17 protein-coding genes are annotated in these 23,420 nt (G+C 71.5%); 5 read left to right on the top strand and 12 right to left on the bottom strand.

What is annotated here, in order from left to right; translation table 11 throughout:
* Positions 1–22 precede the first annotated feature (22 nt).
* The 11 genes from bcsA to KU887_RS07345 all read right to left on the bottom strand — a co-directional run bounded on the left by bcsA (position 23) and on the right by KU887_RS07345 (position 18,177).
* The gene (gene bcsA, locus KU887_RS07395; RefSeq protein WP_060263226.1) at positions 23–2,560 is read right to left on the bottom strand and encodes a UDP-forming cellulose synthase catalytic subunit; all 2,538 of its coding nucleotides are present in this window, start codon (positions 2,558–2,560) and stop codon (positions 23–25) included.
* Positions 2,557–3,336, bottom strand: coding sequence for a cellulose biosynthesis protein BcsQ (gene bcsQ, locus KU887_RS07390; RefSeq protein ID WP_034200701.1), 780 nt, complete (start codon positions 3,334–3,336; stop codon positions 2,557–2,559). The genes bcsA and bcsQ overlap by 4 nt, the downstream gene beginning before the upstream one ends.
* Positions 3,333–3,566 (bottom strand): hypothetical protein, encoded by a 234-nt coding sequence (locus KU887_RS07385; RefSeq protein ID WP_012492530.1) that lies wholly within the window; start codon positions 3,564–3,566, stop codon positions 3,333–3,335. The genes bcsQ and KU887_RS07385 overlap by 4 nt, the downstream gene beginning before the upstream one ends.
* Positions 3,563–5,542 carry a cellulose biosynthesis protein BcsE gene (gene bcsE / locus KU887_RS07380; protein ID WP_258255390.1) on the bottom strand — a complete coding sequence of 660 codons (1,980 nt, stop codon included), beginning with the start codon at positions 5,540–5,542 and terminating at the stop codon, positions 3,563–3,565. The genes KU887_RS07385 and bcsE overlap by 4 nt, the downstream gene beginning before the upstream one ends.
* Positions 5,543–5,558: 16 nt before the next feature.
* Positions 5,559–9,464, bottom strand: a complete 3,906-nt coding sequence (locus KU887_RS07375; protein ID WP_258255389.1) for a cellulose synthase subunit BcsC-related outer membrane protein — start codon at positions 9,462–9,464, stop codon at positions 5,559–5,561.
* Complete coding sequence (bcsZ, locus tag KU887_RS07370) at positions 9,449–10,678, bottom strand: cellulose synthase complex periplasmic endoglucanase BcsZ (RefSeq protein WP_212066594.1); 1,230 nt, start codon at positions 10,676–10,678, stop codon at positions 9,449–9,451. The genes KU887_RS07375 and bcsZ overlap by 16 nt, the downstream gene beginning before the upstream one ends.
* A gap of 3 nt (positions 10,679–10,681) precedes the next feature.
* Entirely contained in the window at positions 10,682–13,015 is a 2,334-nt protein-coding gene (gene bcsB / locus KU887_RS07365; protein ID WP_258255388.1) for a cellulose biosynthesis cyclic di-GMP-binding regulatory protein BcsB, read from the bottom strand.
* Positions 13,016–13,865: 850 nt separating this feature from the next.
* A complete protein-coding gene (locus KU887_RS07360; protein ID WP_034200706.1) occupies positions 13,866–14,318 on the bottom strand; it encodes a hypothetical protein in 453 nt (150 codons plus the stop codon).
* A complete protein-coding gene (locus tag KU887_RS07355) occupies positions 14,318–15,727 on the bottom strand; it encodes a phosphatase PAP2/dual specificity phosphatase family protein (protein WP_258255387.1) in 1,410 nt (469 codons plus the stop codon). Before KU887_RS07355 ends, KU887_RS07360 begins: the two co-directional genes overlap by 1 nt.
* Complete coding sequence (locus KU887_RS07350) at positions 15,724–17,493, bottom strand: bifunctional alpha/beta hydrolase/class I SAM-dependent methyltransferase (RefSeq protein ID WP_258255386.1); 1,770 nt, start codon at positions 17,491–17,493, stop codon at positions 15,724–15,726. The genes KU887_RS07355 and KU887_RS07350 overlap by 4 nt, the downstream gene beginning before the upstream one ends.
* Positions 17,494–17,571: 78 nt before the next feature.
* The gene (locus KU887_RS07345; protein WP_006481852.1) at positions 17,572–18,177 is read right to left on the bottom strand and encodes a CDP-alcohol phosphatidyltransferase family protein; all 606 of its coding nucleotides are present in this window, start codon (positions 18,175–18,177) and stop codon (positions 17,572–17,574) included.
* Between the two features lie 76 nt (positions 18,178–18,253).
* On the opposite strand from KU887_RS07345, the gene KU887_RS07340 reads away from it, so the two are divergent.
* The 3 genes from KU887_RS07340 to KU887_RS07330 all read left to right on the top strand — a co-directional run bounded on the left by KU887_RS07340 (position 18,254) and on the right by KU887_RS07330 (position 20,243).
* Positions 18,254–18,541 (top strand): hypothetical protein, encoded by a 288-nt coding sequence (locus tag KU887_RS07340; RefSeq protein WP_153260034.1) that lies wholly within the window; start codon positions 18,254–18,256, stop codon positions 18,539–18,541.
* 102 nt (positions 18,542–18,643) lie between these two features.
* Entirely contained in the window at positions 18,644–19,276 is a 633-nt protein-coding gene (locus KU887_RS07335) for a lysophospholipid acyltransferase family protein (RefSeq protein WP_006481857.1), read from the top strand.
* A gap of 37 nt (positions 19,277–19,313) precedes the next feature.
* Positions 19,314–20,243, top strand: a complete 930-nt coding sequence (locus KU887_RS07330) for a phosphatidate cytidylyltransferase (RefSeq protein ID WP_006481850.1) — start codon at positions 19,314–19,316, stop codon at positions 20,241–20,243.
* 40 nt (positions 20,244–20,283) lie between these two features.
* Here KU887_RS07330 and KU887_RS07325 read toward each other — a convergent pair whose 3' ends face one another.
* The gene (locus KU887_RS07325) at positions 20,284–21,108 is read right to left on the bottom strand and encodes a hypothetical protein (protein ID WP_062911440.1); all 825 of its coding nucleotides are present in this window, start codon (positions 21,106–21,108) and stop codon (positions 20,284–20,286) included.
* A 261-nt stretch (positions 21,109–21,369) separates the two neighbouring features.
* On the opposite strand from KU887_RS07325, the gene KU887_RS07320 reads away from it, so the two are divergent.
* Entirely contained in the window at positions 21,370–22,167 is a 798-nt protein-coding gene (locus KU887_RS07320) for a LuxR C-terminal-related transcriptional regulator (RefSeq protein ID WP_060263219.1), read from the top strand.
* Positions 22,168–22,554: 387 nt separating this feature from the next.
* Positions 22,555–23,376 (top strand): carbon-nitrogen hydrolase family protein, encoded by an 822-nt coding sequence (locus KU887_RS07315; RefSeq protein WP_124550901.1) that lies wholly within the window; start codon positions 22,555–22,557, stop codon positions 23,374–23,376.
* Positions 23,377–23,420: the final 44 nt, after the last annotated feature.

The raw sequence follows: 23,420 nt of genomic DNA, 5'->3' as shown, positions 1-23,420 counted from the left end.
CCACTCCATGATGCGCGCCGCGTCAGTCGCGCGCGCGATCGAGTTTCGGCGCGAGCATCGTCTGCACGCCGCGCGCCGCACCCTTCCACATTCGTACGTAACCGTCCAGCCCGATCCGCAGCACTTCCTTGAGCCCGCCGAGCGGCGTGTCGGGCCGCGCGCCTTCATGCCAGTCGAGCCACGCATCGGCGCGGCCGAACGTGCATTGCACGAGCTGGCGTTCCTGTTCGAGCGTCAGTTCGTCGAAGCTCACGCCGACATGGGTCGACGTCACGCGCGTCACGCGCACCGGGAACGGGAACGCGCGGTCGCCGCGCGTCACGCACACCGTCAGCGTGTCGCCGACGGCGAGCGGCAGCCCGGGCACCGCTTCGAGCCCGAGGCCGCCGGTCGAGTAGTCGCTCGTGAAGCACGCGGCGGTCGAGCCGTCGGCGAGCAGCAGCATCGCCGGCACGCGCATCGCGATCCGGTGCGTGACGCGCACCTGCCTGGTCTCGCGCGCGACGGCCAGCGCCGCGCCGAGCATCGCGAGGTTGTACACGGTCCAGCCGAGCGTGATCAGGATCGTCGACGCCTCGTCGCCCTGGTCGGCCACGAGCCGCCACAGGCCGGCGGCGATCGCGAGCACGTTCAGCGCGAACAGCACGAGATACGGCTTCGACGTCGACCAGTCGACGTAGCCTTCGTCGATCTTGCCGCCCTTGTCGGTCACGTTGAACTTGCCGTGCTTCGGGCTGAAGAACGCGACGGTGGTCGGCAGCGCGATGTACCACGCGAGCACCGATTCGTAGACCTCGGCCCAGAACGAATGCCGGTAGCGGCCCTGCATCCGCGAGTTCGCGATGTTCGCAAGCACGAGATACGGGATCACGTAGCTCGCGAGCGCCAGCGACGACGCGTTGATGAAGTACAGGTGGAAGAACAGGTACGCGAGCGGGATCGTCAGGAACACCAGCCGCGGAATCCCGTAGAAGAAATGCAGCATCGCGTTGCCGTAGCAGATCCGCTGGATCAGGCCGAGCCCGCGCCCGAGGAACGGGTTGTCGATGCGGAAGATCTGCGCCATCCCGCGCGCCCAGCGCGTGCGCTGCTTCACGTGGCCGGCAAGGCTTTCGGTCGCGAGGCCGGCCGCCTGCACGGTCGGCAGGTACGCCGACGTATAGCCGCGCCGGTGCAGCTTGAGCGCCGTATGCGCATCCTCGGTCACGGTCTCGACCGCGACGCCGCCGACCTCCTCCAGCGCGCTGCGCTTGAGCACCGCGCACGAGCCGCAGAAGAACGTCGCGTTCCACAGGTCGTTGCCGGACTGCACGAGGCCGTAGAACAGGTTGCCCTCGTTCGGGATCTCGCGGAACGTGCCGAGGTTGCGCTCGAACGGATCGGGCGAGAAGAAATGGTGCGGCGTCTGCACGAGCGCGCACTTCGGGTCGCGCAGGAACACGCCCATCGTCGTCTGCAGGAACGAGCGCGTCGGCACGTGATCGCAGTCGAAGATCGCGATGTACTCGCCGTGCGTCTTCGGCAGTGCGCGGTTGATGTTGCCGGCCTTCGCGTGAAGGTTGTCGTCGCGCGTCAGGTAATCGATGCCGGCCTCGGCCGCGAATGCCGCGAATTCCGGACGGCGGCCGTCGTCGAGCAGGTATACGCGCAGTTTCGCGCTCGGCCAGTCGATGCTCTGCGCGGCGAACACGGTCGGCTTCACGACCGACAGCGGCTCGTTGTAGGTCGGGATATAGACGTCGACGGTCGGCCAGTTGTCCGGATCGTCGGGCAGCGGCACGATCGGCCGGTCGAGCGGCCACGCGGTCTGCACGAAGCCGAGCAGCAGGATCATCCACGTATAGGCTTCGGCGCCATACAGCAGGTAACCGGCGACGGCTTCGACCGGGCTGCGGAAGTCGAGCGTCTGGGTCGTGCGCCACCACACGTAGCGCACCGCCGCGAGCAGCGCGAGCGACGCGAGCGCAAGGGTCGGCAAATGGCCCGGCAGGCGGCGCAGCGCGAGCGCGAGCACCGCGACGATCGCGAAGAACGCGAACTGCGCGCCGGGCATCAGCGGCGACATCCCGGCCGCGGCCCACAGCACCGCGCCGGCCACCAGCAGCAGCGGCGCGAGCCAGCGGCGCCGGCCGACGCCGTTCGCGCGCGCATCGAGCCAGCCGCCCCAGCGCGCCCACGGCAGACGCTCGAGCATCGCGTTGATGCGCCGGCCGAGCGCGCGCCCGGCCACGTAGACGGGCACCACGAACGTGTCGAACCACGCGAGCGGATCGCGCGCGGGACGGCCGTCGGCCACGCGCGGCGCGCGCACGATCGCGCGCCACAGCCATTCGCGCACGCTGAGCGGCTGCAGCACGCCCCAGTCGTGCGCGAGCCGCAGGAACGCGACACGCACCCAGCGGCGTACGTGATCGGGCCGGCCAGGCGGCGGCGCGTGGAAAAACAGCCGCACGAGCCAGTCCACCCGCGTGCGTTCCGCCGGCAGCCCGATGCCGCGCGCGCACCAGTCGGCCACGCGCCGGCCGAACGCACGCAGTCGCGCGCCGAACGCGGCCTTCATCGCGCGGCTCCGGTACGGCCCGCGACGGTCGCCGCGAGCCACGTGTCGACCCAGTTCGCGACGCCGTTCAGGTCGTGCGACGCCTGCGAATACGGCGCGTCGTCGAAGATCCAGCTGCCGCGCGCGAGCGCCTCGGGCACGGCCGCGTCGACGTGGATGCGCTGCTCGAGCATCGACGCCGGCCCCGCGACCGCACGCAGCATCGCCAGCGCGTCGCGCTGCATGTCGCGCGCCGGGTTCAGCCGGTTCACGACGATCTGCAGTTCGCCGCGGCCGGCCCGCAACGCGCCGAGCCGCGCGGCCGTCGTCGCGCACGCGACCGGCTCCGGCGGCACGACGACGAGCGTCAGGTCCGCGCAACGGATCGCCTGCGCGGCCTGCGGCGACGGATAGCGGGCGGTGTCGACCAGCACGACGCCATCGGCCGGCAGCGCGATCTCGTCGAGCGCGCGCGGCAGCCACGCCGGATCGGCCACGAGCCGCGCATCGCACGCGGCGGCCTCCGCCGCATCGACTTGCCCGTACGGCACGAACAGCACGCCGTCTGCGTTGCGCCACGTGTGCGCGTGCCACGGTTCGGCGCCGCCCAGCAGGCTGTGCGCGAGACCGTGTTCGGCCAGCGTATCGAGGCCGAGCGTCGCGCCCATCAGGTTCTGTGCATCGAATTCGACGGCGACGACCGGCCGGCCGCGGCGCGCGAGCAGTACCGCGAGCGCGGCGGCGAGCGTCGTGCGGCCCGCGCCGCCCGTCGTCGAGGTGAGGGCGATCGTTTTCATCGTGGCGCCTTGCTGTCGCGCTCGTTGAGTTCGCCGCCTTCGTTGCCGGCGCCCGGCAGCAGGCGGCCGCGCAGCGCGACCGGCACGAGTGCGCACGGCACCGCGTCGCGGCGGTCGATGCCGCGCGGCGCGTGGAAGCCGCGGCCGACGCCGAGGTGCTGCGCGACGATCCATACCGGCACCGCGATCACGATACCGACGATGAAGCCGATGACGAGTTCGGCGATCATGCGTCCTCCTGCTTGCGCAGCGGCATCGCGCTGCGGACGGCGCCGCGCGCACGCGCGGCGGGAATGACGGGGTCCGGCGTCGACGCGACGCCGGCCTCGACGGCGGCGGGCGTGGCCTGCTGCGGCACGCCCATCGCGTCGAGCGCGACCAGGGTATCGATCGCGTCGATCGCGGCGCTCACCTCGCCCGCGTCGGGCAACGCCGCACCGGGCTCGGCGGGCGCGGTCGATGCGTGCGCGGCGCCCGCCGGCTGCGGCGCCGCGAACAGGTCGCTGTAGTCGGCGATCGGCGCGCGCCGGTTCGCGGCCTTCAGCGTCTCGAGCTCAGTATCGATGCTGCCCTGCCCGAGGCACACGACGCGGTCGGACAGCGTATCGACCGGCACGTCGAAAATCCGCGCGAGCGCATCGTCGGCGTCGACCGGCTCGCACGCGAACAGGAACACGAACAGGTGCGCCGCATCGGCCGTCACGACGTCGCCCGCGCGGCGCGGCCGGCAGTGCCGCAACGCATCGACGTGCGACACGCCCGGCAACAGCGTGAGCTTCGCGAGCGTATGCGGCAGCGCGAGCACGGCGCCACGATCGAGCACCGCGCGAATCCGCTGGCAGAACGCGCCGACCGGCAGATAACCGAGCACCGAATCGCCGAGCGCGGCCGCGAGCGCCGCGCGATAGTCGGCCGCGACGGGCCGCGCGTAGAGCTGGCCGCGCAGCGCATGCACGGCGGCCTGCATCCGCGAGACGGGCAAGTCGCGCGCGACGACCCGGTTCGCGCCGACGCTCAGCACGAGCACCTCGAACTGGTGGCGCAGCACCTCGCCGCGCTCGACGACCGCGATCTTCAGCGCGCCGCCGCACTGCCGGCGCAGCGCGTGCACGTCCGCGCACAGCGCTTCGAGTTGCGCATGCGAGCGGAACACGAGTACCGCGGTCGCGGCCTGCGCGCTCGCGCACGCGGCGACGACGGCCGCGTTGTCGTCGACGATCTCCCAGCCGTCCGGCACGCGGCTCGCGCCGTCGACCACCGCGCGGCTGACCACCACGCGATCCTCGTCACTCGCGAGCTTCATCCGGCGCGCCGGTTCGGTCGCGCCGCCATCGGCGCTCGCCGACAGCCGGCCGCCCGGCGCGAAGCGCAGCGGCCGCACCTCGCCGGCCGCGAGCGTGTCGCCCGCGCGCCAGAAATCGACGATCCACAGCAGCTCGCCATGCGTGCGCTGCAACTGCGCGACGCCCGAGCAGATGCCGTGAAAGCCGCTGCGCGGCGTGCGATCGGCATCGCGCACGAGCGGCGCATCGTCGGCGCGCGCGTCGCCGCCCGCGCGGGTCGCTTCGGGGTCGAGCAGCAGCACGAGCGCGATCCGGCGCGTGCGGCACCAGTCGGCCAGCGCGTGCGCTTCGTCCGCGAGCGCGACCGGATCGTCCCAGCTGAACCAGCGCTGGGCGCCTTCGACGAAATACAGCGAACGGGCATGCAGCCCGTAGCGCTTCATCGCGCGCAAGCCGCCGGTCAGCCGCGCGAACGGGCCCGGTGCCGCGCGACGCGGCGTGCCGCCGGCCGCACCGGCATCCACACCGTCGTCGGCCGGCCCGGCCGCCGGCGGCATCGCCAATACGTTCAGGTTGCGCGGCCAGCCGGCCGGCTGCGCGCCGCCCGCGAAGCCGAGCGAGGCCATCTGCGCGGCGACGCGCGCCGGATCGCGCGCCAGCACGACCGTGACGTCGCGCGTGCGCGCCTGGCGCGCGCTTTCCCACACGAGCGCATCGCAGCCCGGCGTGCCGGCGGCCGCGTAGATCGCATACAGGCCGCCGGCTTCCAGTTGCGTCCAGGTATCGGGCAGGCCGTCGATCGCGAGCCGGCTCAACGCGCCGGCGCGGCCGCCCGCCGGCCCCATGCGCAACGACGCGCGCAGGCGATCGACCAGGCTGGTGGCGCCGGGCGCGAGGCGGGTGGCATCGAATTCCGTAGTCACGGCGTTCCCCTAGTCCCTAGTAATCCGAATAAAGCCGCACCGGCGTCGGCGTGACGAGCCAGCTGCGCGGCGCGCGCGCATCGAACGCATAGCGCAGGTACACGAGCGCCGAGCTCGGCGCATAGTCGTGCGACCGGTCGATGTGCAACTGCGCGCCGACGCTCAGGTGCGGGTTCACGCGATACTCGACGATGCCGTTCACGCCGTAAGAAAACGACACGCCGCGCGTCGAGCTGCCCGCATAGACGAACCCGGCCGCCACCTGCGCGGCGCGCTGGTCCGAGAACGTCGGGTAATACAGCGAATCCTTTTCGTAGCTGTTCGAGATCCCGCCGGTAACGGTCAGGTCCCACGACAGCGCATCGCGCCGCCCCGCCCATTCGATCGGCACGCCGAGCGACAGGTAGCGCTGCGGGCTGTAGTAGCCGCCCTGCCCGTACGTGTAGTAACGCAGGTTCTGCGCGTAGTGCCACGCATTGCCGACGAGCCCCGTGCTGAGCTTCATCGTCGCGCGCTCGTACACGGGCACCGTGAAGCCGGTGCGCAGCGTGACTTCCGCGTTGCGTTCGACGTTGCGGCCGGACAGCACGCCCGCGCCGAGCTCCGCGAACAGGTTCGTGCGGCCGACGTCGACCGACGCACGCAGGTTCACGCCGTCGCGGCGCACGCCGCCCCACACCGCGCCGGTCCACGGGTCGCGCATCCCCGCGTACGACAGCACGCTGCTCGTTTCCGGCCTTCGCGACGCATTCACCGAGAAGCTCGCGGGGCCCGCGTCGAAGCGATAGCGCACGCCGCCGACCAGGTAATGCACGGGGAAGCCGAGCGGCGACGTGCCGAGATCGACGCGCCACGCGTCCGACAGATAGCCGGCGCCGAGCGCGACGCCCGTCGTCGACTGGTGCAGCGAACCCGGCGGATTCGCGAGCAGCGCGGCGGCCGGCTGATTCAGCTGGAATGGCGGCGGCAACCCGTTTTGCGCGCGGAGCGCCGCGTAGGTGCCGAACGTCTTCAGCGAATAGGCGTCCGGATTGCTCGTGTCGAGCGTGCCCGGGTCGAGATGCACGGTGTCGATCTGCGCGAACACGTGCCCGTCGTAACGGACCGGCATCTGCATATAGATCGGCACCTGCTGCGCGCGATACGACGAGATGCCTTCGTCGCCCGATTTGTACGCGGGTATCCAGCCGGTCTCGATCTCGGGATTGCGCCGCTGCTGCAGATCCGCGAACGCGGCCTGCGCGGGCGTCAACCCGTCGCGGCCCGGGCTCACGCCCGTCGCGCGCTCCTGCGACTGCGACAGCCGGTACAGCGACGCCGCGTCGTCATAGCGCCCCTGCGCCTCGGCCACGCGTCCGGCCGCGACCGTCACGTCGGCGCGCGCCGGATACGCGGCCTGCAGCCGGTCGGTGACCTGCGCGGCTTCGTCCGGGCGGCGCAGCGCGTTCAGGCGGCGCACGGCCGACAGTTGCGTGTCGACGTCGTCGTCCGGCGTGCGCGCCAGCACGGCCTGCACGCGCGCGCGTGCGGCGGCACGGTTGCCGCTGTCCTCGTCGATTCTGGCGAGCGCGAGCTGCACATCGGCATCGTCCGGCGTGCGCGCCACGACCGGCGCGAGCGCATCGCGCGCGGCATCGTAATGGCCCTGCGCGCGTTCGAGATCGGCGAGTTCGAGCGCGTAACGCTTGTCCGCCCGGCCGGCCGGGCTCGCGCGGTCGAGCAGCGTGCGCGCCTGTGCGTAGTCCTGTCGCGCGATCGCGTCGTCGGTCTGCCGCAGCACGAGCCGCAGCGACTGATCCTCGAGCCGCGCGGTCTGCGCGGGCGTCAGCGACGAGTCGCGGCGCAGCGTGTCGAGCCACGCGGCGAGTGCGTCGTCGCGCCCCGCGCGGCCGAGCAGGTCGCCGTAGCGCAGCCGCACGTCCGCGTCGGCTTCGCGCGGATGCGCGGCGATCCAGTCGCGCAGCGGCGCGAGGCCGCGCTCGGGTTCGCCCGCGTCGATCCACTGCGCGCCGATCGCGGCGAGCATGTCGGGATCGTCCGGTGCGCTCGCCTGCGCGTGCGCGAGCGTGGCGGCAAATGCCGCGCGGTCGCCGCGTGCATGCGCGCTGCGTGCGTCGGCCAGCGCGCTTTCGGCATCGAGCTTGCGCGCCAGTGCGCGCATCCCGTCCGAACGGTGCGCGTCGTCGACCGGCGCCAACACGGCTTGAGCGCCCGCGACATCGTCGAGCGAGTTGCGGTACAGCGCGTTCGCGTAGCGCATCTCGGGCGTATCGCGCTGCGCGAGCCCGTCGTCCATCACCGTGCGGCCGAGCTGCGGCAGCCCCATGTCGCGATAGAGGCGCGCGAGCGCGAAGCGCGTCCACGGCGCGTCGGGCGCCGCGCGCACGGCCGCCTCGTAGCGCTGCGCGGCCGGCCCGCGTGCGCCCTTGTCGGCCAGCGCGCGCGCCTCGTTCGCGAGCAGGTCGCCGCGCAGGCCGTCGAGCGCGCGGCGATCGTCGGCGCCCGTCACGCGCCCTTGGAGCGCGTCGAGCAACGGGCCGATCCGGTCCGCGCGGCCGGTGTTTTCGTACAGCGTGGCCGTGTCGCGCACGGCCGACAGGCTCGGCGAACGCGCGGCCAGCAAGCCGCGCAGCAACGGCTCCGCCTGCGCCCAGTCGCGCTGCGCGAGCAGCGCATCGGCGAGCTGCAACTTCGCGTCCGGGTTGTCCGGCTGCATCGCGAGCGCCGCCCGCGCGGCGCGCTCGGCCTCCTTCGGGCGCCCCGCACTGGCCGCTTCACGGCCTTGGGCGAGCACCCCCCAGAACTGCGCGGTACGCGCGAGGCTTTGCCATTTGCCGCGCTGGTCGGTCGCACGCGTCGCGGCCCGCGCGAACAGCACGCGCGCTTCGTCGTGCCGCCCCTCGCGCAGCCGCAGCAGGCCGAGCCCGCCCAGCGCATTGGCGTCGTCCGCCCGCGCCCGCGCGGCGCGCGCGAGCAGCGGATCGGCGGCGGCCAGATCGCCGCGCGCGAGTGCCTGCAGCCCGCGCTGTTGCGCGATGTAGTCGGGATCGCGTTCGAGCCGGCGCCGCGCGTCGCGCTGCCGATCGAGGCCGGCGGCGCGGTCGCGGAATTCGGTGTCGTCCGGCGCGAGCGCGAGATACGCGTGCAGCGCGTCGAGATACGCGGGATCGCTGCCGGCCGATTGCAGCACGCGCCGCCACAGCGCCATCGCTTCCGTGTGGTCCGCGTCGTTGCGCTGCGCGAGCGACGCGGCGATCCGGTTCGCTTCCGCGCGCGTGTCGTCGCGCTGGTTCAACAGCCGCGCGAGCGCGACCGATGCGCTCGTGTCGCCCGGATCGGCCGCGATCGCGCGGCGCAGCGCGGCGATCGCCGGCTCACGCCCGCCCGGCGCATTGGACACGATCTGGTAATACTCGGCGCCGAGCGCGCCCGCCGGTGCGCCGTTCGGAAACAGCGCGACGATCCGCCGTGCCGCCTCGTCGGCACGGCCGCTGCGCGCGAGCAGCCGGATCTGCGCCATCTCGCCGCGCCCGCTCGTCGCGACCCGGTATTCGTCGGCCACCCGCCGCGTGGCCGGCACATTCGGCGACTGCGCCTGCAGCCGCGCCAGCGACGCCTGCGCGCCTTTCGCATCGCCCAACCGCAGCAGCACGCGCACCTGTTCGGCCAGCAGCTCGGGATCCCCCGGCGCAATCAGCAGGCCCTTGCGCAGCGCATCGCGCGCGAGATCGTCGCGATGCTTGATGCCCCACATCCGCGCGGTGTCGAGTTCGCGCCGCGCATCGGCGGCGGCCGAGGTCGACGGTGTCGCCGAAGTCGCGGAGTTCGCGATCGCCGGGCCCGACGCCGCCGCGCACACCGACGACGCGAGCCATGCGAATCCCGCGACGTGCGGCGCGGCGCACTTCAGCGGGCGGCGCACGAACGGTCTCCCCAGCGGGGGTCGAGCGTGCCGTCCGCACCGAACCGGTAGCGGCCGTCGCGCCATCCGAGGCCGAACAGCGTCAGCACGCTGGTGTAGTAGCCGGGCGCCGACTGGCGCGCGAGCGTATCGACGCGGGCCGCCTGTGCATCCGCGAGCGCGTGCTGGCCGCGCGCGTCGAGAAACGGCACGGCCGCCGCGGAGAAGCCGCCGTTGCCGTCGTTCGGCCCCGCGACGCCCGTCGTCGTATCGACCCGCTCCGGCGGCGCGCCGTGCGCGGCGATGGCATCGGCGAACGGCGCGAACTTCGCGAGCAGCGGCGCGGCAAGCGGATCGGCACGGTCGAGCATGCCGGCCCACAGGTACACGCGGATCGCGTTGTACGCGCTCTGCGCATGCGTGTCCGGATCGGGCCCGAAACCCTTGCCCGCGCGATACAGCGCCCAGTCCGGCGAGAACCCCTTCGGCGCGGTGTCGAGCAGCACGCGCCCGGTACTGGACGCCAGCGCGGCCCAGCGACGGTCGTCGGGCAGCCGCGCGCCGAGCGCCCGAATCACCTGCGGCGGCGAATAGCTCGGGTTCACGCGCCATTGGCCGTCGGCCAGCTTGAACCCGGTCGGCCCCGGCAGCAGCGTGAGGCCGAGGCCCGGCACGGTCGCCGTCTCGGCGTCGAGCACGCGCTTCGCGAGCAGCGCGCCGCGCGCCGTATAGCTGCGCTCGCGCCACAGCCGCCCGGCCTCGACGAGTGCATACGCGATCCACAGGTCGGCGTCCGACGCAGGGTTCGCGTCGAGCACGCGCCACGCGCCGTCGGGCGCGCGGCCCCACAGCCACGCCGGCAGGTGCGCGCTCAGGTCGCCCTGCGCGAGGTTGTTCTCGGTCCATGCGAGGATCGTGTCGAACATGCGCCGGTCGTTCGCGACCAGCGCGAAGAACAGTCCATACGCCTGCCCCTCCGATACCGTGCGCGAATCGGCCGAGCCGACGTCGATCACGCGGCCGTCGGCCGAGATGAAATCGCGCTTGAACGCGTCCCAGCGCGGCCACGCCGCGCTGCATCCGGCGCTGGCCGCGTCGGCCGCGCCAGTCCCGGCGGCGTGCGCGCGCGTGGCCATGCCGGCCGCCGCGCACGTCACCGCCAGCGCCAGCGCGAACGTCGCGCCGACACGCCGCGCCGGCCGCGTTGCCCGTCGCTTCGTCATTGCCCGCGCCATCCGTTACATCCCCCGTCGACGCGCGGCGATGCGCTGCAGCACGCTGAACACGCCGAGCGCGAGCAGCAGCCCCGCGACGACGCCGACCGCGCCGAGCACGACCGGATGCCGCGCCGCCTCCGTCCACACGCGCGCATACCACGGCACGAAGCCGACCACGTAAGGCTCGCCGACCCGCAGGCTGTCGACCTGCCCCGGCCGCACCAGTGCGAGGTCGCCCTGCAGTTGCGACACGAGCCCGGCGTTCTCGAACACGTCGAGCAGATCGCCGAGGCGCGCCTGGTCGGTCGCCGTCAGCGCGACGACGCTGCGGCCGCGGCTGCCCGGCAGCTCGAAACCGGCGAGCGCCGCGAGCGGGCCCGTCTGTTCGATGTGCGCGCCGCCGTCGGCGAGGCCCACGCCGTTGCGCCAGCGCTCCTTCACCGTGAACGCGACGCGCGTCGCGCCGCCGCCGGCGCCACCCTGCTCGCCGATCGCGAGCGGCAGCGCCGCGCGCCAGTGCGCGAGCAGCGGCGACGCCGGCGAGCCGTCGATCACGAGCAGATCCTTGTGCCCGGACAGCGCGGCGACGTCGCCGGGCCGCGCAACTTGCACGCGCAGCGCCGGGAAGCCGGTCCATTCGCCCATGTGGCCGAGCATCGTCAAGTAGGCCTCGAGTTCCTGCGGCGACGGCCGCTCGGGCAGCACGATGGCCGTCTGCGACAGGTCGGCGAAGCGCGTGAACGGGAAGCCGCTGTTCGCGAAGAACGCGAGGTTCGGCAATTGCGCGTAATGAACGAAGTGCGAGAAGTCGATCGTCGAATCCGGATCGATCGCCGCGCGCTGCGGCTCGGTGGCCGTGCTCGAACACAGGCCCGTCTTCTGCGAATCGAGCGAGAAGCGGAACTGCAGCTGGTTGCCGCTGCCGACGCGAAACGCGGGAATGTCGACGTCGCTCGTCACGCGCCCTTCCGGCACCGACAGCAGCGGCAGCTGCATGCGGCCGTGCGCGTCTTCGGCGTGGGCCGGCCCGAGCCGGTACGACTTCACGAGCTGATCGTTGATCTCGACCGCGAGCGTCGAGTTGTCCTGCACGGTCGGCGCCGTGTAGCGGTAGCGCAGCGTGATCGGCACGCCCGCGCCGTTCCACGAATGCAGATCGGCCGGCACGCGCAGGTTCAGCCGGATCGCGTCGGGCGTCGTGCCGCGCACTTCGAGCTGGCGCGGATCGTCGACGAGCTCGCGGAACGCGATCGGCCGGTTCACCGGCAGCCAGCGCGGTGCGTCGTACGGCTTGCGCGGCGCGCCCAGATCGACGTGCGCGACCGACGCCGCCGGCCCCGACAATGCCGCGCGGCCCAGCACGAGCGTCGCGACCGCGTCGTCGATCTCGGCCGCCGTGCGGCCCGTGACGACCAGCAGCTTGCGCCCCGGCGCGGCCGGGTTGTCGGCGACCGCGAGCAGCGGGCCGTTGACGGGTGGGAGCGCGAGACCGGCCGGCAGCGTCGCGGCCGTGCCGACCACGACGGCCTGGTCGTCGGCCGGCAACGCGGCCGACACCGGGAAACGCGCATGCCGGTAGTCGGCCAGCGCGCCGAACCACGACGCGAGCACGCCCGCACTGCGCAGCGTCGCCGAATCGGCCGTCGCCGGCAGCACGAACGGCAGCCGCACGCGGCCGTTGTCGCGCCGGTCGAAGAACGGTGCGGGCAGCAGCGCGAGATCGTTCGGCAGGCGCACCGGCGATTCGTCGAGGATCAGCTCGCTCGTCGGGCTCACGTCGGCCCACAGCGCCGAGTTCGACGGATCCTCGCAATGGTCGAGCGTGTAGTGCGCGATCAGGCGCAGGCCGATCTGGTTGAAATCGGAGAAGTAGCGCGGATCGATCGGGATCTCTTGCGTCACCGTGCGGCCCGCGCGCGCGGCGTCGAACGGGACGGTCGCGACCACCTCGCCGTTCACCGACACCTTCAGGTGCGACAGCGGAAAGACCAGCGACGGCGAATACGCGTAGGTCAGGCGCAACCGCGCGCCGGTGATCACGCGGTCGAGCCGCACGCCGGCGTTGATCGTGCGCGCGTCGTCGGCGCCGCGCAGGCGCAGCGGATCGAACGCGCCGAGCGACGCGAACGGCACATGCACGGTCGTCGCCGGCAGGCCGGCGGCCGGCGCGCTGGCCGCCGCCGGCGCGGCCACGGGCCCCGCGGCGGGCGCGACATCGGCCGCCGCCGCGTGACCGGCAGCGGCCGTCGAAGCGGCGGCCGGCACCGCCGGCATCGGCGCGGCCGACAGCGCGGCCGCATGGAAAGCGCCGGTCATCGCGGTCGCGAGGACGAACAGCGACACGGCCGGCTTCATGCACCGCTCCGCTTCGTCACGATGGTCCCGTCCTTCTGCGCGTCGAAAGCGACGCGCGCAAAGCAGCTATGCCCGTAAGTGCACATCCCCTCTGCTTCCCCTCATTCATGGCCTGATTGCATTTATCGGAACGACGCGGCGGATTCTTCAATGATCGGTTCGCCGCGCGGCGGCGCGCCTGGCACCGGCGGCCGCCCATTCGTCACACTATCTCAAAAATAGAACAGAACTTACCGTGATTCGCGACTGAGAAGCGAAAAAAATCTCAATGCGGTCGGAAATGCTGCGCAGGAAGAGTGAATGGCAAGAATTGCGCCGTTGCTGCCGGATGGCCGGAACGGCGTCGTTCCGACGCACGGCGGCCGGCCGGGGCACCGGTGGCGGCCCGTTGCAGGCCGCCCGGAACGCGCTGCCGCGAGCGGCGCGTATGCTACCGCAAGCGCGCGTCGCGCGACGTATTTTCTTCGTGAAAAACTGACCTGGATCAATTCGTCGACGCCGCCATCCGCCACCGGGGCGGGTAGCAGCGCGACGCAGGTCGAAATCGCGAAATCCGAGGCCGGCCCCTGCGAGCACGCTGACGCAGGGCCGGTTGCCGTCGATCGCGCGCGCTCCGGCTTCGCCCGCCCCCGGCCTCCGCGATGACGCGCATGCGCGACGCACGCGGCCCGCGCGCGGCCGGTCGGCGCATCGGTCGAACGACAGGGGCGCTACGGCCGGCTATCCGCACCGGCGGTGTGAAACGGTCGGCCAACGGCGCCCATACGAAGAACGTACCGACCGCGCACCCGAACCAGACGCTGCAGGAAACCCATCGAACACGATCGCGGCGCACCGGCACCGCCCCTCGCTAACCGATCGGCGACACCGCGATCGCGATCCCGACGACGAGCCACTGCACGATCGCCACCAGCACGGCGGCCCGGCACAGCCCGACCGCGCCGCGCACGCGCGCGTCGAGCGTGCGCCCGGCCTTCGCCGCGTCGATCCAGCCCAGATCGGCGAGCGCGCGATCGAGCGCCGCGAGCCCGTCGTCGACCGCCCCGTCGTCGCCCACCGTCCGCGCCAGCGCGGCAAACAACCGCCGGTCGATCTCGATACGAACCGCGTACCACAGCGCCGCGATCCCCGCCCCCGCGCTGACGGCGGCCAGCAGCACGCGGGCGAGCGTCGCCGGCGCCCAGCCCGCCGCGATCCAGCCACCCGCGCCGGCCGCGGCGAGCGCGGCCACGAGCGCCCATGCGCCCGCGTCGAGCGCGCCGCGCGCGGCGGCAATCCTGAACGGTGCCGACGGATCGCGCATCACACGCGCCCCGCATCGCGACGGCGATCGATCCACTGCTGCAGCACGGCCACGCCGTCATCCGACCACACCGCGTGCGGCCGGACCGCGCGCACCGCGGCCAGCGCGTCGCGCGCATCGGCCAGCCCGCGCCGCGCGGCGAGCCACGCGGCCGCGCACAGCACGCTGCGGCCATAGCCGAGCGCGCAGCAGACCAGTACGTCGCGCCCCTCGCCGTGCAGGCGTTCGAGCGCCGCGACGGCCTGCGCGAGCTGCGCCGCGGTCGGGGCGACGAGATCGAGCTGCGGCACCGACGCATACGCGAGCGCTGCATCGGCCGCCGCCCAGCGCGGCATCTCGGCGGTCAGGTCGACCAGCGCGGTGAAGCCGTCGCGCCGGATGTCGCGCGTCGTCGGCGTCCGGCCGATCGACACACGCTCGTCGATCCGCACCGGCGCCGGCTGCCGGAACGTCCACAGCCGCGAATTGACGAACGCGCCGGCGATCGTCGGCGCGAGCAGCCAGCCGATGAAGACCGGTAACCGTCCGTGCACATCCTTCTGGAACGCGCCGGGCGCGCCACGTCGATAAGCCCATGCGACGCAGGCGAGCGCCAGCGCGACCCACCCTGCCGCCAGCGCCCAGCCCGGCGCGCGCGGCACGCACGCCAGCGCCGCGAGTGCGACCAGTGCGGCGCCGCACGCGTAGCGGCGCGCGAGCGCGCGGCCGGCTGCGGATGGCGACGCCTCGGCGCCCGGCAATCGGCCCGCGGCATCGCGCAACGGAAACAGGAACAGTGCGAGACAGCCGACGGCCGCCCCGGTCGGCACGTCGATCGCGTGATGCTGGTAGGTCGTCAGCACCGACACGCCGATTGCCGCGAACCACAAATGCAGCACGACGCGGGCGAACGTGCCGCGCAGATGCTTCGCATAGACGGCCCACAGCACGACCAGCAACCCGATATGCAGCGACGGCGCCTGGTTGAACGGCTTGTCGAAACCCATCAGCAGCGTGAACAGCGCACCGGCCACGCCGCCCGCGTCGGGTCGCTCGAAGCCGAAGCGCAGCGGCCACGCGATGAAACACGCGACCGACACCAGCTGCACGGTCAGCAGCCGCTTCACGTGATCGAGCAGATCGTCGCGGCGCGTCCAGAAGAAGAACGACAGCGCATACAGCAGGTCGATCGACCAGTACGGCACGATCGTCCACGGCACGAACGGGATCGCCTGCTCCCAGCCGAACGCGAAGGTCGGCACCGCGGCGCGGCGCGCCGCGAGCCAGTTCGCGAAGCCGTAGGTCGAGAAGAACACCGCGCCCATCGCCGCGAGCCAGCCGAAGCGCAGCGCGAACGACGCGTCGCGCGCGCCGGCCGCCGGCTCGGTCAGCCCGTCGCCCGCACCCGCGCCGCCGCCGAGCGCGCTCATGACGCGTCGACCCGCTGCGCGAGGCTCACCGTGAAGATGCCCATCTCGTCGATCCGCTGGTCGAGCTTGCGGAAGCCCGCCCGCGCGACGAGCTCGTCCATTTCGGCTTGCGAACGGCGTCGCATCACCCAGGTCGACTCGCCGCGGTGGTTGTTCAGCGCGCGGGCGATGAATTCGAGCTGCGGATGCCACGGCTGCCCCGTATAGACGAGATAGCCGCCCGGCGGCACGGCCTGCGCGAGCCCGCGCAGCGAACGCTCGATCAGCGCGTTCTCGCCGAACAGCTCGTACAGGCCCGACACGATCGCGAGCGTCGGCCGCGGCTCGAGCGTCGCGAGCGACGCCTCGTCGAACGCGTCGCCGCGTTCGAAGCGCGCGATCGGCTCGAGGCCGCGCTGCGCGATCAGCACGCGCCCGGCCTCGACGTTCGGCGGGCTGTAGTCGCGCAGCGTGATGTCGTCGGGCGCCGCGCCGTCGCGCTCGGCGGCCATTGCGATCGCGTCGAGCACGTAGCGCCCGTGGCCGGCCGCGATGTCGACGATCCGCACCGGCGAGCCGTGCCCGCGCAGGCGGCCGATCGCCGCGCCGATCAGTTCCTGCAGATGCACCTTGCGCTGGCGGATGCCGACCCAGCCGGGCGAATCGAGATACGTGCGGTCGATCAGCGCGCCGACGCCGAGCCGCCCCTGCGCGCGGTTGCGGTACACGTAGTCGAGCGTCGAGCCCGAATCGAAGCCGAGCCGCAGCCCGAGCGCGATGCCGTCCGACAGCGCGCCGCCGGCCTTCAGGCCGGCGCGCGTGAGCGCCCAGTACGCCCGCGCGAACACGTTGGCCGGCGGCCGGCCGAGCGCCGCATATTCGTCGTGGAACGCGCCGCGCCGGTCGGCATCGACGAGCGACACGCGCGGGCTCGGCGCATCGAATTCGCGCAGCACGAACGCGCGCAGCGGCGCGAGCGCCTGCGCACGGTCGCGCTCGCCGAGCGTGTCGTGGTAGAAGCCCGGCAGCACGATGCGCTCCTTGCGCCCCGAGCCGAGCCGTTCGAAGAAGCGGTCCTGCGGGCCGCGATGCACGACCCAGTCGGCGCCCGAAATCAGCAGTTGCGTGGGCACGGTGATCGCGGCCGCGTCGGCGACGATCCGCTGCGCGGTATCGTGCAGGTCGAGCAGCATGTTGACCGCGATCGGCCGCGTGATCAGCGGATCGGACGCGTAGCTCGCGATTCGCTCGGGATCGTGCGTGAGGAATTTCGGTTTCACGTAGCTGTTCACGTAGAACAGCCCGCGCAGCTTGTGCATCAGTCGCAGCCCGGGCCGCGCGAACGGCACGTAGAGCTTGATGTGGAACGCCGGCGACGCGACGACCAGCGCGCGGATCGGCGGCGCGTAGTCGTGCGCCCAGGTCGCCGCGAGCACCGCGCCGACGCTCTGGCCGACCACGGCCATCTCCTCGATCGCGATGCCGTGCGTGTCGCGGATATGCTCGACGAAGGTCTGCAGGTCGCGCACCGACGCGGCCGCGCTCGGGCTGTAGCCGCGCGCGCCCGGCGAGCGGCCGTGGCCGCGTGCGTCCCATGCAAAAAAGGCGAACTCCGGCAGGTCGAGCTCGTCGACGAGGTGCGCGACGCGCGCCGAATGTTCGTGGCCGCGGTGCAGCAGCACGATGGCGCCGCGGCAGCGCGCGCCTGTGGCAGGCCAGTGACGATAGAACAGCGTTTCGCCGTCGTGCGTGATGAAGTCGGCCTCACGGGCCGTGCGTGCGCTCATGCGATCTCTCTCGTTTCGTTATTCGAATGTGTGCGGCGCCGCCCTCCGGCGCCGGTCCGGCTTTCGCGTCGGCTGCCGTCAGCCGCCCGCTTCGGCGATGCCGGCCTGGACGCGCCGCACCACCGTCACGATCGACAGCACGATCAGCAGCCGCCACAGCCACGCGGCGACGCTGCCGACCGGCAAACCGAAGCCGATCCACAGCGCGAACGCGCCCAGTGCCAGCGCCCGGTCGCTCTTGCCGAACGGGCCGTCGTAGCGGCGCGTCGCGCCGACGAGCGGGCCGATCAGCCCCGCGCATTCGACGATCACCGCCGTCAGCGCGAACAGCCAGACGTCCGCCGGAGCGAACGCGGGAATGGCGAGGAACGGCAGCACCAGCGCGACATCGGAGACGATGTCGCCCAGCTCGTTCAGGTACGCGCCGAGCGTGCTCTTCTGCCCGTGCTCGCGCGCGAGCATCCCGTCGATCGCATTGAGCGCCATCCGCGCGAACAGCCACAGCGGAATCAGCAGGAACAGCGCGCGGGCGAACACGCCGAGCCCGGCGAGCGCGCCGACGACGATCGAGCCGCCGGCCGCGAACAGCGTGACCTGGTTGGCCGTGACGCCGCGTTCGGCGAGCGAATTCGCGAACGGGCGCAGACGATTCTGGAATTTGGGTTTGAGTGCGTAGAGGCTCATCGTTTCGTATTCGTTTTATTCGTGCGGCACGGTCGGATGCATTTCCCGCCGCGATGCCCCGGGCGGCGAAACGGCCTTGGCCGGCCTGGCTGGAACGGCCCTCATCGTCGCCGAGCCGCCCCGATGCGTCAAGCATGCGGCCGGCCGGCCGCGCGGCGCCAATCTGGCGTTTTTTGGCGAAACTCGCGATAATCCGCTGGCCCGAGCGCAGCGAGATCGATTCGAACTGCAGACGGGCACTCGTGCAACAGCCGATTATCACGCCGCAGACCGGCGCATTCGCCGCGACGCAACAGCGTGCGACGGCGAATCGTCCGATTATCGCGGACCTGCGACAGGCAGCCACGAATTTGAAAAAATTTAAACAAGAGCCGTCCGGCGCGCATCCTGCCGCGCCGGCATTCCGGGGTTCCGCCCGCCGCGCATGCGCAGCGGGCCGGGCATGCACGCAGGAGGCAGCGCGCCGATGAACATCCTCAACGTCTGGCAGCGCGATTTCCTGCTGTCCATCGTGCGGCTCGTCGCCGGCGCGTATCCGGTCTGGCATCAGGCGCCGCCGTCCCCGACGCAGAAGATCTACTTCTCGAACCATACGAGCCACATCGACACGCTCGCGATCCTCGCCGCGCTGCCGCGCGACGTGCGTGCGGTCGTGCGGCCGGTCGCCGCGCGCGATTACTGGGACAGCAGCGACCTGAAGCGCCACATCGCGCAGAAGCTGCTGAACGTCGTGCTGATCGACCGTCATCGCGAATCCGGGGGCGACCCGCTCGATCCGGTGCGCGACGCGCTGCGGCAGGGTCACTCGATCATCATCTTCCCGGAAGGCACGCGCGGCGCCGACGTATTGCCGCAGCCGTTCAAGAGCGGGCTGTTCCATCTCGCGACCGAGTTCCCGGACGTGGCGCTCGCGCCCGTCTATCTCGAGAACCTGCAGCGCATCATGCCGAAGGGCGCGATCTGGCCCGTGCCGCTGATCTGCAAGGTGCATTTCGGCGCGAACGAAGCGCTCGGCGCTCAGGAAGACAAGCCGACGTTCCTCGCCCGCATGCGCGACGCGGTCATCGCGCTCGCGCCGCCGCAGCGGCCCGCCGGCTGAACGCGGCGCCCCCTTCTTCCTTTTCCGGACATCAACCATGCGAACCCTCTTCTGGGAACTGGTCGCGGGCGTCACGGGCGTGCTCGTCGTCGCGACCGTGATCGGCGCGATCCTCGGCGCGCGCAGCGGCGGCACGAGCGCGACCATCGTCAACCTGAACCAGCGCATCCGCGCGTGGTGGGCGATGATCGCGATCATGGCCGTCGCGATCGGCCTCGGCAACAACGTCACGTATCTGGTGTTCGCGCTGCTGTCGTACCTGACGCTGCGCGAATTCATCACGCTCACGCCGACCACCGCGAGCGACCACACGACGCTCTTCATCGCGTTCTTCGTCGCGATCCCCGTGCAGTACCTGCTGCTCGGCATCAACTGGTACGGGATGTACTCGATCTTCGTGCCGGTGCACCTGTTCTTCGCGATGTCGCTCGTGTCGGCGCTCACGCAGGACACGCGCGAATTCCTGAGCCGCAACGCGAAGATCAACTGGGCGCTGATGGTGTGCGTGTACGGGCTGAGCCACGCGCCGGCCGTGCTGATTCTCGACATCCCGCGCTACGCCGGGCAGAACGCGCTGCTGCTGTTCTTCTTCCTGTTCGTCGTGCAGATCAGCGACGTGCTGCAATACGTGGTCGGCAAGCTGTTCGGACGCCGCAAGATCGCGCCGCAGCTGTCGCCGTCGAAGACGATCGAGGGCTTCGTCGGCGGCGGCCTGCTGGCCACGCTGTGCGGCGCCTCGCTGTATCGCGTGACGCCGTTCAGCTTCGGCGCGGCGTTCGGGATCTCGCTCGCGATCGTGATCGCGGGCTTCGTCGGCGGGCTCGTGCTGTCGGCCGTCAAGCGCTCGCTCGGCACGAAGGACTGGGGCTCGATGATCGCCGGCCACGGCGGGATGCTCGATCGCGTCGATTCGATCTGCTTCGCCGCGCCGGTGTTCTTCCACCTCGTGCGCTATCTGTACGTGTGAGGCGCGGGCGGCGCCATGCCGCCCGTGCCTGCGCGAAGCATCAGTACCCTTCGCGCAATGCCTTCGGCACGACGTAGCGGCCCCGTGCCGCGTCGAACTTCACCGTATGGCGCGCGTGGATGGCCTTGCCGCCGCGCGTGCCCGTTTCCGTGACCGTCAGCGGATAGACGTCGCCGGCGCCGGCCAGGTCCGGCGCGATCTCGAAGCGCCGTTCCTCGCAACGCGCCCGCGCATTCGCACATTCGCTCGATTCGGCATTGTCGAGCGCCTCGTCGATGCGCGCCGCCGCCAGCACCAGCGCATTGCCGTACGGCAGCCAGATCGACCGGAAGGTTTGCGTATAGCCTTGCCGCATGTCCCCTTCGGCGATGACGAACCCGAACAGGTGCGGCCCGAGCCGCTCGATGCGCACCGTGCCGGGCTCGCCGCGCTGGCCCGACGCGATCTGCATCTTCTTCACGATCGGCTCGAGCGTCTTGCCGTCGGCCGTCGGCTTCAGCACGTACAAATCGATCGCGCCGGTCGAAGCGTCCGAATCCATGCCCGGCATTCCGTTCTGTACCGCAGCCTCGGTCTCGCCGCACATCGCGAGCAGCGTGCGCGGGCCGTCCGCGGTCGCGACGCGCAGCGAACCGCACGGCGCATAGATGAAATCGTCGCCGTCTGCCTGCCAACCCTTGCGGTCGGCACGCCAGTTGCCGTACGTGTCGTGGACGAAGGTCTTCAACGAACGGTCAAGCTGGACCGGCTCGGCCGCATGAACGGGCGACGGCGCGGAGAGCGCCGTGAGTACCGCGAGTGCGCCAAGTGCGGCGAGCGAAGCCGCGAGCGGCTCGAGACGTGTGTTCCGGTGCGGGACGGTCATGACGAGGTTCGTTCTGGTCGGAAAGAAACGTTGCGGAAAGTTGCAAGTGTGCACGATCACGGTTGCCGTGGCGCGATGCCGGTGCCGCGCACCGGCCACGCCGCACGGCCTCGCCAATCGCGTCGGCCGGCGTTACGATCTCGTTCTTCACTCCAGGCTCCGTACGATGCGCGCGGGAATCGGCCGGCGAGGCCGTCGCGTCCACGCACGGCGCGGCGCCGCACGCGCCGTACGGCCGCCCCCCCCGACATGGACACCCGCATGAACCTGACCTTGCAGGACGTCGCCTGGCACCGCTCGGTCGGGCGGCTCATCGAGACGCTCGACCAGCCGGGTTTCTGGCTGTCGCTGATCCGGCTGATCGAGGAATACGTCGCGGTCGACAGCTGGGTCGCGCTGATGTTCGGCGACGGCCGCCCGCAGGTGTTCGCCGAATGCGCATACGAAGGCGGCGGCCCCGATCCGCTGTTCCGCGACTACGTGCAGGGGCTGTACCTGCTGGACCCGTTCTACATCGCGAACCGCGACGCGCCGACGAGCGGCCTGTTCCGGCTGTCCGACGTCGCGCCCGAGTGCTTTCGCGACACCGAGTACTACACGCGCTATTTCACGCACAACGTCGTCGAGGACGAGGTGCAGTTCAACGTCGTGCTCGATGACACGCGCACGCTGTGCCTGTCGCTCGGCAGCAAGCGGCGCTTCAGCCCCGAACACGTGGCACTGCTCGACCTGGTACGGCCGTGGGTCGCCGCGCTGATGCGCCAGCGCCTCGCATACGAGCCCATGCTGGCCGAACCGGCTCCGTCGCGCCGGCCCGGCGCCGATGCCGGGAACGGCTTCGAGCACGCGATGGCACGGCTCGGCACGCCGCTCACCGCGCGCGAGCTCGACGTGATCCGGCTGATCCTGAGCGGACGCTCGAACAAGGAAGTCGCGAGCAAGCTGGACATCTCGGCCGAAACGGTCAAGGTGCACCGGCGCAACATCTACGTGAAGCTCGCGATCAATTCGCAGTCTGAACTGTTTGCGCTGTTCCTGAAGGCGCAGACCGATACGTGACGATCGGGTGGCGTGACGCGTTCGCGGCCCGCATTGCGCCCCTCCCGTACCGCCGATACGCGCTATCGGCTGCGCCTTCTGTGCAAACGAACGGCACGCCCCTATCCTTGCGCGACCCGATCCGGTCTGCCCGTTCGACACGAAACGGGCGGCAGACGCTGGCCTGGGTTCTGATGGCACCTCCTCGTCAGTCAGGACCTGTTCGCCGACCCTTTCCGAAGGGTCGGCGTTTTTTTTCATGGCTGCCCGCACGTCGTTCACGAGATCAATACCCCCAACGGGTTAGCACGTCGGCGGGATGGGCAACGACAGGGTTCGGCGCATACTAGGACCTCGTTCCAACGCTCCGCCGCCTGTCGCGACGGGCCACTGCCCCCGAAACCACCCATGAAGCTGAAGCTCGACATCGTGCAGCTCGCCGGCCGCGACGGCGACACGCCCACCAACCTGCGGCGCACGCTCGAAGCGATCGCGACCTGCGCCCCCGGCACCGACCTCGTGATGTTCCCGGAAGCGCAGCTCACCGGCTTCCTCGATCCGTCGAATCTCGCCGAACTCGCCGAGCCGCTCGACGGCCCGAGCGTCGGTGCGGTGATCGCGGCCGCCCGCGCGCGCGACGTCGCGGTCGTGGTCGGGCTGATCGAGAACGATGGCGGCCGCTTCTACAACACGACCGTGTTCGTCACGCCGAACGGCATCGCGCTGCGCTACCGCAAGACGCACCTGTGGGTCGGCGAGCACGGCGTCGTGCTGCCCGGCGACCGCTACGCGACGGTCGAATGGCGCGGCGTGCGGATCGGCCTGCTGATCTGCTACGACAGCGAATTCCCGGAAACCGGCCGCGCGCTCGCCGCGCTCGGCGCGCAACTGATCCTCGTGACCGACGGCAACATGGAGCCGTACCGCAACGTCCACCGCACGTCGGTGACGGCGCGCGCGATGGAGAACCAGGTGTTCGCGGCGGTCGCCAACCGCGTCGGCGGCGGCAGCCACGACGTCGTGTTCGCCGGCGGCAGCCTCGCGGTCGACCCGTTCGGCAACCTGATCTTCGAAGCCGGCAACACCGAATCGCGGCACGCGATCGAACTCGATTTCGATCAGCTCGCCGCGTCGCGGGCGGTGTACGACTATCGTCGGGATCAGCGCCTGCAGATCGCCGGCGAGCGCATCGCGCACGCGGACGGCCGTCGCGAACTGCTGATTCCGTAAGCGCCCTGCCGCGTCCGGGCCGCGACGCCGTCGTCACGCCGTCG

Source organism: Burkholderia sp. EMB26, from assembly GCF_024730645.1.
GTDB classification, from domain to species: domain Bacteria; phylum Pseudomonadota; class Gammaproteobacteria; order Burkholderiales; family Burkholderiaceae; genus Burkholderia; species Burkholderia cenocepacia.
The sequence above is the reverse complement of the archived record's forward strand: the minus strand, read 5'-3'. Positions and strand labels throughout refer to the sequence as shown.